This window comes from Dethiosulfatibacter sp. (assembly GCF_983023055.1).
This window is the reverse complement of the sequence record NZ_CEZJXU010000062.1, coordinates 1-8,073: the sequence shown is the minus strand read 5'-3', so window position 1 is coordinate 8,073 and position 8,073 is coordinate 1. Positions and strand designations below refer to the sequence as shown.

The 8,073-nt window shown below is 38.8% G+C and carries 7 protein-coding genes; 4 read left to right on the top strand and 3 right to left on the bottom strand.

Features of this window, described 5'->3' with window-relative positions; translation table 11 throughout:
• Positions 1 to 34: 34 nt before the first annotated feature.
• Positions 35 to 346 carry a DUF4212 domain-containing protein gene (locus tag AC3AX0_RS03750; protein WP_487548967.1) on the bottom strand — a complete coding sequence of 104 codons (312 nt, stop codon included), beginning with the start codon at positions 344 to 346 and terminating at the stop codon, positions 35 to 37.
• Positions 347 to 720: 374 nt separating this feature from the next.
• On the opposite strand from AC3AX0_RS03750, the gene AC3AX0_RS03745 reads away from it, so the two are divergent.
• The 3 genes from AC3AX0_RS03745 to AC3AX0_RS03735 are packed head-to-tail and all read left to right on the top strand — an operon-like array spanning position 721 to position 4,293.
• The gene (locus AC3AX0_RS03745) at positions 721 to 3,360 is read left to right on the top strand and encodes a DEAD/DEAH box helicase (RefSeq protein ID WP_487548966.1); all 2,640 of its coding nucleotides are present in this window, start codon (positions 721 to 723) and stop codon (positions 3,358 to 3,360) included.
• Positions 3,361 to 3,377: 17 nt separating this feature from the next.
• Positions 3,378 to 4,106 (top strand): SWIM zinc finger family protein, encoded by a 729-nt coding sequence (locus AC3AX0_RS03740; RefSeq protein WP_487548965.1) that lies wholly within the window; start codon positions 3,378 to 3,380, stop codon positions 4,104 to 4,106.
• Positions 4,099 to 4,293, top strand: coding sequence for a hypothetical protein (locus tag AC3AX0_RS03735; protein ID WP_487548964.1), 195 nt, complete (start codon positions 4,099 to 4,101; stop codon positions 4,291 to 4,293). Before AC3AX0_RS03740 ends, AC3AX0_RS03735 begins: the two co-directional genes overlap by 8 nt.
• Positions 4,294 to 4,491: 198 nt before the next feature.
• Here AC3AX0_RS03735 and AC3AX0_RS03730 read toward each other — a convergent pair whose 3' ends face one another.
• Entirely contained in the window at positions 4,492 to 5,277 is a 786-nt protein-coding gene (locus tag AC3AX0_RS03730) for a LytR/AlgR family response regulator transcription factor (protein WP_487548963.1), read from the bottom strand.
• Positions 5,278 to 5,282: 5 nt separating this feature from the next.
• Complete coding sequence (locus AC3AX0_RS03725) at positions 5,283 to 6,587, bottom strand: histidine kinase (protein ID WP_487548962.1); 1,305 nt, start codon at positions 6,585 to 6,587, stop codon at positions 5,283 to 5,285.
• Positions 6,588 to 6,871: 284 nt separating this feature from the next.
• On the opposite strand from AC3AX0_RS03725, the gene AC3AX0_RS03720 reads away from it, so the two are divergent.
• The coding region (locus AC3AX0_RS03720) for an AMP-binding protein (protein WP_487548961.1) at positions 6,872 to 8,073 on the top strand (1,202 nt) is incomplete at its 3' end.

Below are 8,073 nucleotides of genomic sequence, written 5' to 3'. Positions count from 1 at the left end.
ATTAAAGTTAAAGTATATTTTTCTACCATAATGATTAAGCTCCTTTCTCTTTTATGTTAACTACATTATTGCCTTCATATTCCATCTTAAGGCTTTTGGTAATGTTGTCCATTCGTACTGCATAGTTAAGCACCAGTAGGAAGAACACCATTATAGAACCCTGTTGTCCAAACCAGAATGGAAGTGTGCATCCTAGGAATTTAACTCCGGACAGTACGTCTCCCAGCAGTATGACTATCCCGTAGGATGAGGCGAACCATATAATCATTGAGAATGTGATGAGTCTAAGATTCTTACTCCAGAACTTTTTTGTTATCCTTTCTTTTTCTTTTGATTTTAAATTCATTATAATTCCTCCTTATTATTTTGGCCGCGGCGACAATTCCCTATATTGTGGTTGACGTGACTTAGCCGCTTTGTTTATACACCAAGCTTACATCAGGTTGTGGAAAATTCTCAATGAATAACTTTTGTATGGTTCTAATTGACGGTTGAAACAACGAATTAAGGCATTTAAGTGGTTCGTTGATCTTTGTCTGAAACTTTTAAAGTTTTTTTGCCGTTTAAAGGTTAATTTGGATGCTTAAGGTAAAAATAAGACGGTGTTTGACATTTACAACGGAGAATTGTGATGGTTTATTGAAAAACAAGGCTTCTTGGTGTAGAATATTTATGACTTTAAATACCAGGAAATAAAAATAACTATGAAGAGGTTATGTAATGGCGGGAAAAGATAAGAAAGAGTTGATTGCCGTTTTCAGAGAGAAGGACTTCTATCTTGACTTTGAAGAGTACGGTACAAAAAAAATTGATGGTGAATTCCAGGAAAAACTCTACAAGGAGTATCTTGATAATTCCTATAAAATGGTTTTCAATATGGGATTTTGTAGAGACACTACTGAATTATCTGAATCCATGGGTTTTTTGTATGATCTTGCGAATTCCTATATTAAGGAACTGACAAAAACACCTGAAATAGAACTGTTGAGGGAAAGGTTTGAATTAAATCCTTCTCGGGAATTGATAGATGAAGTTATGTTGAGGAGACCCTATGCAATCGGCATGAATAATATTGATGAAGGGTGGATTTCAAGTGCCTTCAGAAGCATGGATATAGTATTCCAGGAAGAAATTGGCAGATATGAAGGTACTGTAGCAAGCTATCTTTTAGAAAGAAATGATAAACTGAGCCTTGCTGGTCGTGTATATTTTCATCTTGTTGAAAGCAGGGAAGGCGGCTATCCCTTTGCATTTCTTGCAACCTACAGCAAAGTTAGAGAAGGTGGAAGGAAGTCAGTACACCTGCCTTTGAAAAATGCACTTGAAGAATTCAAGGGTGACCAGGATAAATTGTTGTCACTATTATCAACTGTAAGCAGGGCGGTTAAATCCAGTGATTTCATATCCGAAATAGTTGAAAGTGGAGAGATTTTTAAACCTTTGAAGCTGGACGTAGAAGAAGCATATACCTTTCTTAGGGAAGTGGAGACTTATGAGGAATGTGGCGTGCTATGCAGAATTCCAAATTGGTGGAAAAAGAAATCAGGTGGTTTCAGAATAAGTATTGGTATTGGAAAGGACAAACCTTCAAAGGTGGGTCTTGATAACCTCATGTCCTTCGATCCTGTATTGTATCTGGGAGACAGTGATATAACCATTGAAGAGCTGAGAGAATTGATGGAAGGGACTGAAGGGCTAAAACTTATTAAGGGCAAATGGATTGAGGTCGACCATGACAAGCTTAAAAGGACTTTGGAAGCATATGAAAAAGCCCAACAGATGGCCTCAGACGGATTTATCACCATGAGTGAAGCTATGAGGATGCAGCTGGACATAGAAGACAGACTTCTTATCGATGAGGATATAGACATTGATGTTGAAAGAGGTGAATGGCTTGAAACAACTCTAGAAAAGTTGAGGAATCCAGATTCATTAAGCGATGTAGAAACTTCAGAAGACTTTAAGGCTGTTCTTAGACATTACCAGGTCGATGGTTTGAAATGGCTCGACACCATGACTAATTACGGGTTTGGAGCTTGTCTGGCAGATGATATGGGTCTTGGTAAAACTGTTCAGGTAATAGCCTTGATGGATGTTATGTCTTCAAGGGGAAAAATAAAATCATTGCTCGTAGTGCCCGCTTCCCTCATGGGAAACTGGCAAAAGGAGATTGAGAGATTCTTGCCGAAAACAAATTACAAGATGATTTTCAACAAAAAGGACATGGTATCATCTGATGATATGGAACAGTATGATATGGTAATAACAACTTATGGCATGGCCAGTAGGATTGAAGAGCTTCAGAATATAGAATGGAATATGCTAATGTTGGATGAAGCCCAGGCAATAAAGAATCCAGCTACTAAGAGAACCAAAGCCATAAAGAATATAAAAGCTGATGGAAGAATAGCCTTGACGGGAACTCCTATTGAAAACAATCTTGTGGACTTGTGGTCGATTTTTGACTTTCTCAACAGAGGTCTTCTTGGAAATCTAAAGGAATTCAAGCATTTTATTAAACAGATTAATGAAGAGCATTCCGATTACGATAGATTGAGAAAAATGATCAGTCCATTCATATTGAGGCGTCTGAAATCGGATAAGTCCATAGTGGATGATCTTCCTGACAAGGTTGAAATCAAAACATATTCAGGTCTTAGCAAGAAGCAGGTCGTTTTATATAACAAAGTATTGAATGATCTTACCACTGCAATTGAGGAGGCCGAAGGTATTCAAAGAAAGGGTCTTGTTCTTGGAAGTATAATGAAGTTTAAGCAAATCTGCAACCACCCGGATCATTATTCCGGTCAAGGTGAATTCAAAATTTCGCATAGTGGAAAGTTTGAAACCCTTGATGAAATATGCAAGACAATACATGAAAAAAGGGAGAAACTTCTTGTTTTTACTCAATTTAGAGAAATGACAGATCCTCTGATGGAGTTTTTGGGAAATATTTTCCAAAAGAAGGGACTTGTGATTCATGGTGGTACACCTGTGAAAAAACGTGGCGAGATAGTAGAAAGATTTCAAAACGATGACCTTATACCATTCATGGTGCTGTCTCTCAAGGCTGGAGGGGTAGGTCTGAACCTGACGGCTGCAAACCACGTTGTTCACTTTGACAGGTGGTGGAATCCTGCAGTTGAAAACCAAGCGACTGACAGAGCATTTAGAATCGGCCAGGACAAGAATGTCATGGTGCACAAGTTAATCGCAAAGGGAACAATAGAGGAAAAAATTGATGAAATGATAGATGAAAAAACTGCCCTGTCAGATGATGTAATCGGCAAAGGTGGAGAGGCATGGATTACTGAACTTGGCAATAATGAACTTCTTGAAATGTTCAGTTTGAAAATATAGTATGAAAGGAGGTAGTCATGGGTTATTATAGAGGAAAATTCAAAACATACATAACAGCAGCGGAAGAAAAGGCTAAAATTGAAAAGAAACTTGCTTCGCTTATGAAAAAGAATAAGGATATTGAACCTGTAATTATTTCAGGAAACAAGATTGCAAAAAACTGGTGGGGGATTGCATGGAACAATAATCTGGAAAGCTATGCCGACTATTCTAACCGAATAGCAAGGGGAAAGAAGTATGTCAAATACGGTGCAGTCCTCGATCTCAAGATAACCAAGGGCAGGGTTATAGCTCTTGTTCAAGGCAGTCGCAAGAAGCCCTATGAGGTTGTTATAGGAATCGATCCGCTACCCTTGTCGAAATGGAAATCCATTCTCAAGCTATACAGCCATAAGATAGATAGTCTGGAAGCACTGGCTGAGGGTGAATTTCCAAAGGAGCTAGAAGAGACTTTTGCGTTGAAGGGAGAGGGTCTGTTTCCTGGACCTGATGAAATCCATTTCATATGCAGCTGTCCGGACAGTGCATATATGTGCAAGCATATTGCAGCAGTGCTCTATGGAATAGGTGCTAGATTCGACAAGGACCCTACTCTCTTTTTCATGCTGAGGGATATAGAGATAAAGGACCTTATTAAGAAATCCGTTGAGCAGAAGATGGGTGACATGCTTAAAAATTCGGAAAAAGCAACCGACAGGGAAATCAAAGATAAAGACATAATGGAGCTTTTCAACCTGAATGACTAGGTACCTGAACGCGTGCAATACAAGAAGGGAAATCTATGAACGAGAAGCCGGTAGAGAGAAGATGCCCCCTGAAGTTGATGGGGAAGAGACTGAAGATGAAATTCTTGATTTTTTAGACGATCTGGACATGGAAATGGATCAGGAAGGTGTTTCGGAAGATAATGCAAAAATACAGCCGAGGACGTGAAGGTCCAGAGCTGTAAGTCTGCAACTGTTATACATATCATGTGGAAAATTTATTATCAAAGAACCCATGGGTTTGGATTCTAATGATCGATTGTTGGTCGTAGCTTAGGAAAGTTAAATTATGCAAAATCCCTTGAAGCGTTGGTATTTTGCGTTCAAGGTAAACTTTCCACGCTGACAACACCGCTTACGCGGATGTCTATATGTCAAAGAGCTTTTTTAGCTCAGAGGACTGTCTTCTGCTTACCTGGATTTTGGTGGACTCCTTGTCTGTCAGTGTTATGGTGCATCTCCCATTGAAGAATGGAGATATTTCCTTTATCTTGCTTATGTTAACAAGGTGGCTTCTGCTTATTCTCATAAAGTTTTCATAGGTGAGTTTTTCTTCAAGCCTTAGGAGTGTATATTTTGTTATGAGCTTGAGGGCGTATTTTTTTATGAATACATAATTTGTATCAACATAGGCAAAGTAGATATCGGTGGTGTCAACAAGAACAGTCTTGTCGTTTTCAAATGCTGATATCTTTCCCGCCACACCTGAGCTTACAGGAACTACAATCTTCAGTTCACTAGCTGTAGGTGCATCCATCACAGGTACTGAATTGGAATTACTCTTCTTTTTCAGAATTCTTGTTACCTTTTCTATGGCGCGCCTTAGCTTATCTTCATCAATAGGCTTCAGAACATACCCTACCGCATTTACGTCAAAGGCTTCAACGGCATATTCCTCGTATGCAGTGATATATATTATGCAAGGAGGATTCTCTTTTTCGAGAAGTTTAACGCCAAGATCGATGCCGCTTTCTGAAGGCATGTTGACATCCAGAAAAACTACATCGTAATGTAGAGCATCAATGAGTTCCATAGCTTCCGAGACCTTTCCTGCCTCGCCTACTATCTTTATATTGTCGTATTCCTTGAGATGGTATCTCAGCTCTTCTCTTGCTGGATATTCATCGTCAACTATGAGTGCTCGTAGAATCATTCAAATCATCCCTCCTCGTTGACAGGTACAGAAAAATAAGCCTTTGTACCCGTTTTGAATCTGCTTCTAATCTCAAGTCCGTAGGCTTCGCCGTAGAGAATCTTGAGCCTTTCATTTACATTTGATACTCCAACACCACAGCCCTTTCCGTAGCCGGCTGTAAATACTTTTTCCATATCATTTTGTTTGATTCCTACTCCGTTGTCGATAATACTAATAAGTACTTTATCGTCAACCTTGTGGACCGATATGGTTACCTTTCCTTTGCCATCCTTAGGGAGAAGTCCGTGAAGTATGGAATTTTGTACCAGAGGTTGGATGGAAAGTATAGGAATCTTCAGCTTGCTAAGATTGTTATCGATGTCGTATACTACTTCAATCTTATCTTGGAATCTTGCGTTTTCAAGAGCAATATAGTTTTCTATATGGGAAATTTCTTCTTTAAGAGTGATGAACCTTCCTGTATTCTTAAGCATATACCTTAAAAGTAGTGAAAGCTTTACAACAAGTTTTCTTGCAAATTTTGGGTCCTTTGTAATATACATATTTACTGTATTAAGGGCATTGAATAGAAAGTGGGGATTAACCTGTGCTTGAAGGGCGTCAAGCTTGGCTGAAGTGGCAAGTTGTTTCTGCCTGTCAAGTTCTGCTAGTTCAATCTGCATGTTTAGAAGTTTGCCCATTCCTGATGCCAGCCTTATCTTGTCTTCCTTTATCTTTCCTTTTGATGTTTCATATATCTTTAAGCTTCCTATTACTTCATTTTTATTTGAAAGTGGTACTATTATTGCCGATTCAAGTGGACAGTTGCAATCGTTAACGGTACAGTTGAATTCCTCCTTGCTTCTAATAATCTTTATTTCTCCTGATTCTATTGCATCCAAAGTGGCCTTTGTCTTTATGGGGTATCCTACGGGATGTTTTTCGCATCCTTCACCAATGAATGCAAGGACTTTTTTCTTGTCTGTTATTGCAACGGAAGGTGCATTTGTCATGGATTTCACCGTAGTTGCTATATTATAGGCAGTTTCCTCGTTTAATCCCTGGTAGAAAAGAGGTATAGCCTTGTCAGCAATTCTTATAGCATCCTCAAGCGTTGCGTATTCTTTAATGCTTCTTTCTACTTTCTTTGTATGAAAAAAATTATAGAAGTATAGTATTAAGGAATTTACGGAGAAACTGGAAATCATGAGAATAAGATAGTAGTTCCAGTGATCTGAATCTATGGCAAACAATCCTCCGAAGAGTGCTATGTGTAGAACGAGTATGTATATAAGTATGAGTTCGTAGTTTAGTTTCAAGTATTTCATAAATAACACTTCCTTCAATATCTATTACTAATATTATACTAAAATGAAGGGTAAAAGCAAAATAAAACCGCTGATAGTGGATATTTTGTCTGTCAACGGCAGTATTGACTAGGTGAACGGCAATGGGCTATTAAAAATGCAGCTGGAAACCGTTTGCCCTGCAAAATCCACATCTCAACTGCCAATTTAGACTGCTTAAAAGATAAGAATTGAGAATGTTTGTATATGAAAGTATGATGTGATTAAGAAATAAATAAGACGAAATAAAAGAAGGGAGTTTTAAAATGAGTGAAGTAAGAATAAGTAAATATAATGAAGCATACTATAAGAATATAGAATTTGCGGACAGTAACAATGTAAAACCTGTAAATTTGGTAACAGACAATGAGAAATTCTGGGAAAGGGAAGCTGGAAAACTCGATTGGTTTGAAAACTGGGATACTGTACTATCTGGAGAAGCTCCATTTTATAAATGGTTCGAGGGTGGAAAGCTTAATGCTTCCTATAATTGCATAGATAGACATCTTAACAGTTGGACTAGAAACAAGGCTGCAATAATATTTGAAGGAGAACCAGGAGATCAGAGGGTACTAACATACAATGATCTTTACAGGGAAGTTTCCAAATTCGCAAGTGTTCTTAAGAGGATGAATGTGAAGAAGGGAGACATCGTTACAATATATATGCCCATGATTCCAGAAACAGTAATTGCAATGCTTGCGTGTGCAAGGATAGGAGCACCTCATAGCGTCGTATTTGGAGGGTTTTCATCAAACGCTTTGAAGGACAGGATAAATGATTCGGAATCGAAGCTGGTCATTACGGTGGACGGTTACTGGAGAAGGGGAAGCGTGGTTCCGGCCAAGACCAATGTGGATAAAGCTGTTGACGAAAATGAATTCGTTGAGAATGTAATAGTAGTCAAGAGGACAAAACACCATATATTTATGGAAAAGGACAGGGACTACTGGTATGACGAGCTTATGGACTGGGCTGATAGAGACTGGAAAAAGAATGTAAGCGAGCCTGAAGCCATGGATGCTGAAGATACTCTCTTCCTTCTTTATACAAGTGGGACAACGGGCAAGCCTAAAGGGGTAGTACACACAACAGGTGGATATATGACTGGAGTTAATTCATCCTTTAAAAGGGTCTTCGATATTAGAGATGAGGATGTATATTTCTGTACAGCGGATGTAGGATGGATAACTGGACACAGCTATATAGTATACGGTCCCTTGTCACATGGATCCACAGTGGTAATATACGAAGGAGCACCTAACCATCCGGAGAAGGATAGGATATGGGATATTATAGAGAAATATGGAGTTACAATACTGTACACTTCACCTACGGCCATAAGAATGGCCATAAAATGGGGTGACGGATATGTGGACAACAAGGATTTATCGAGCTTAAGGCTTTTGGGGTCTGTGGGTGAGCCTATTAATCCAGAAGTGTGGAAATGGTATTTTGAAAAAATTGG

Bases quoted from the DNA above. Each gene is read 5' to 3' on its own strand.
- AC3AX0_RS03750 (WP_487548967.1), bottom strand. From the start codon at position 346: ATGAATTTAAAATCAAAAGAAAAAGAAAGGATAACAAAAAAGTTCTGG.
- AC3AX0_RS03745 (WP_487548966.1), top strand. From the start codon at position 721: ATGGCGGGAAAAGATAAGAAAGAGTTGATTGCCGTTTTCAGAGAGAAG.
- AC3AX0_RS03740 (WP_487548965.1), top strand. From the start codon at position 3,378: ATGGGTTATTATAGAGGAAAATTCAAAACATACATAACAGCAGCGGAA.
- AC3AX0_RS03735 (WP_487548964.1), top strand. From the start codon at position 4,099: ATGACTAGGTACCTGAACGCGTGCAATACAAGAAGGGAAATCTATGAA.
- AC3AX0_RS03730 (WP_487548963.1), bottom strand. From the start codon at position 5,277: ATGATTCTACGAGCACTCATAGTTGACGATGAATATCCAGCAAGAGAA.
- AC3AX0_RS03725 (WP_487548962.1), bottom strand. From the start codon at position 6,587: ATGAAATACTTGAAACTAAACTACGAACTCATACTTATATACATACTC.